The sequence below is a fragment of the Actinomycetota bacterium genome, assembly GCA_036280995.1.
Lineage (GTDB): Bacteria > Actinomycetota > CALGFH01 > CALGFH01 > CALGFH01 > CALGFH01.
In genome coordinates, this window is the sequence record DASUPQ010000414.1 from 1 (window position 1) to 2,913 (window position 2,913).

Below are 2,913 nucleotides of genomic sequence, written 5' to 3' on the forward strand. Positions count from 1 at the left end.
AACGTGGTGCTCGGCCCCGACGGGCCCCGGGTCGTCGACTTCGGCATCGCCCGGTACGACGGGGCGGCGTCGATCACCCAGACCGGGGCCCGCGTCGGCACGCCGTCGTGGATGGCGCCCGAGCAGCTCCACGACCGGCCCGACCTGGACGGGGTCCGGAGACGAGGAGACGGAGATGGAGGACACGGACCAGGATCGGGACGCCGAGGGGTCGCCGGAGGACGGCGGCTGTGACGGCAAGGTGTCGCCGGACCCCGGCCAGCCGCACCGAACCTCGGCACCGCCGCCGCCTCCCCCGACCCGGCCTTCGCCTCCCCCCGCGCCGGCCGCCCCGGTCCTCGGCTCCTGAGCCGTGGCCCGGCGGACCTACATCCGCTCGGGCGCGTCGACCCCGATCAGGGCCAGGGTGTTGGCCAGCACCCGCTGGGTGGCGTTGACGAGCCACCAGCGGGCGCTGGAGAGGGCGCGGTCGTCGCTGAGGACCCGGCACTCGCCGTAGAAGCGGTGGAAGGCGGCGGCCAGGTCCTCGGCGTAGCGGGTCAGGCGGTGGGGGGCGCGCTGGGCGGCGGCCGTCACGACCAGCTCCTCGAACGCGGCCAGGCGGCGCAGCAGGGCCGCCTCCATCGGATGGTCGAGCAGCCCCAGGTCGGCCTCGTCGACCGGCACCGGCGTGAACCCGATCTCGCGGCCCTGGCGCAGCACGCTGGAGATGCGGGCGTGCGCGTACTGGACGTAGTAGACCGGGTTGTCCATCGACTGGCGGGTGACCGCCTCCACGTCGAACTCGAGCGGCGTGTCGATGGAGGTGCGCAGCATCGTGTAGCGGAAGGCGTCCTTGCCGACCTCGTCGATCAGGTCGTCGACGGTGACGATGTCGCCGGACCGCTTGCTCATCTTGGCCGGCTGGCCCGCCCGGACCAGGCTCACCAGCTGGCCGATGAGGAACTCGGCGGTGTCGTCGGGGTCGCCGAAGGCGCGCACCACCGCCCGCATCCGCGGGATGTAGCCGTGGTGGTCGGCGCCCCACAGGAAGATCAGCCGGTCGAAGCCGCGCCGGCGCTTGTCCCGGTAGTAGACGACGTCGGCCGCCAGGTAGGTGGGCGCCCCGCTGGAGCGGATCAGCGGCCGGTCCTTGTCGTCCCCGAACTCGGTCGTGCGCAGCCACACGGCGCCGTCGCGGTCCTCGACCAGGCCCCGCTCGCGCAGCTCGTCCACGGTGTCGGCGATGGCCCCGCTCTGGTGGAGGGTGCGCTCGGAGAACCAGACGTCGAACGTGACCCCGAGGCGGGCCAGCGTCGCCTGGATCCCCTCCACCATCCGCCGGTAGGACCACTCGGTGATGCGGGAGAGGCGCTCGGCCGGCTCCAGGTCGGCCAGGGCGTCGCCCTGCTCCGAGCGGAGCTCCGCGGCCAGCTCGGCGACGTAGGCGCCCTTGTACCCGTCGGCCGGGGTCTCGGCCGGCCGGCCCAGCAGGCGCAGGTAGGCCGCCTCGACGCTGGCCCCGAGCCGGTCGAGCTGGCTGCCGGCGTCGTTGAGGTAGTACTCGCGCTCGACCTTGTAGCCGGTGGCGGCGAGCAGGTTGGCCAGGGCGTCGCCGGTCGGGGCCAGGCGGGCGTTGCCGACGTGCAGCGGCCCGGTCGGGTTGGCCGAGATGAACTCGACGTTGACCCGCTCCCCGTGGCCCACGTCGACGGCGCCGAACGACCTGCCCTCGGCCAGGACCCGCCGGACCAGCCCGGCGAACCAGCGCTGGTCGAGCCGGACGTTGACGAACCCGGGACCGGCCACCTCGACCCCGGCCACCCAGTCGGGCGGCTCCAGGTGGGCGACCATGGCCTCGGCGACCGCCCGGGGCGGCGCCTTGGCCGCCTTGGCCAGCACCATGGCCACGTTGGTGGCCCAGTCGCCATGCTCGGGCAGCCGCGGCCGCTCCAGCGAGGGCTCGGGAATGGCCTCGGGGTCGAGGGCGAGCGCCCCGGCGCCGACCGCCCGGTGGAGGGCGGCCCGGAAGAGCCCAGCCAGGTCGTGCTGGACGGCGAGTACGGCGGCGGTCATGGCACTCCAGGGGTGGCGGCCCCGCGGTCCTGCTGGGCGATGATCCCCGCCACCAGGTGCAGGAGCTGGATCGGATCGAACGGCTTGGTCACGTAGGCGGCGACGCCCAGGTCGTTGCCCTTCTGGACGTCGGACTCCTGCGCTCGGGCCGACAGCAGCACGATCGGCGGCGGCCCGCCGGTGGTCCCGGCAAGCCGGCGCGCGACCTCCCAGCCGTCGAGCTTGGGCATCATGATATCGAGCAGCACCAGGTCCGGATGGAACCGGTCGAACAGCGCGAGCGCCTCCTCGCCGTCCGAGGCGACCTCGACCGCGTACCCCTCCAGTTCCAGATTGACCTTGAGCAGCTGCTGGATGACCTGATCGTCGTCAACGACCAAGATGCGCGCGTTGGACATGCGGGAAAGACCTGATCAGAAAGGAGTCCGGGAAGATCGTGCGACGCGGGTCCGCGGAGCATAGCACAGGCCCTTTGACCTGCAGGTTCGCATCAATCCCGATTCGGCGCGGCCAAGCGGTTCGGCCCCGTCGAAGGTACCCGTGGCCCGACTCGAACGGGCGACCTTCTGCTCCGGAGGCAGACGCTCTATCCAACTGAGCTACACGGGCATGCGGCCCGATGATACAGAACTGGAACGGGCCTGTAGACGGCCGGACGCGCCACCCGCGGCCCGCCCGGGCCCGACCATCCCGGCTGGTAGCCTCTCGTCCGTGACAACAGGCGGCCCCGAACGGGACGAGGAGGAGCGACCGCTGCGGCGCGCGCCGCAGCTGGCCGTGCTGCTCGAGGGCGGGGACCGCAAGGGGCTGCTGCACGACATGACGGCGGCGATCCTGCGCCACGACGGCGACATCGTG

The 2,913-nt window shown here is 72.8% G+C and carries 3 protein-coding genes and 1 tRNA gene; 1 reads left to right on the forward strand and 3 read right to left on the reverse strand.

From position 1 onward, the window contains the following. The coding region (locus VF468_13630) for a hypothetical protein (GenBank protein HEX5879335.1) at positions 1-234 on the forward strand (234 nt) is incomplete at its 5' end. 132 nt (positions 235-366) lie between these two features. Here VF468_13630 and argS read toward each other — a convergent pair. The 3 genes from argS to VF468_13645 form a co-directional block, all read right to left on the reverse strand. After that, entirely contained in the window at positions 367-2,055 is a 1,689-nt protein-coding gene (argS, locus tag VF468_13635; GenBank protein HEX5879336.1) for an arginine--tRNA ligase, read from the reverse strand. Further along, entirely contained in the window at positions 2,052-2,453 is a 402-nt protein-coding gene (locus VF468_13640) for a response regulator (GenBank protein ID HEX5879337.1), read from the reverse strand. Before VF468_13640 ends, argS begins: the two co-directional genes overlap by 4 nt. Before the next feature lie 137 nt (positions 2,454-2,590). Next, positions 2,591-2,664 (reverse strand) — tRNA-Arg (locus VF468_13645). Positions 2,665-2,913 lie beyond the last annotated feature (249 nt).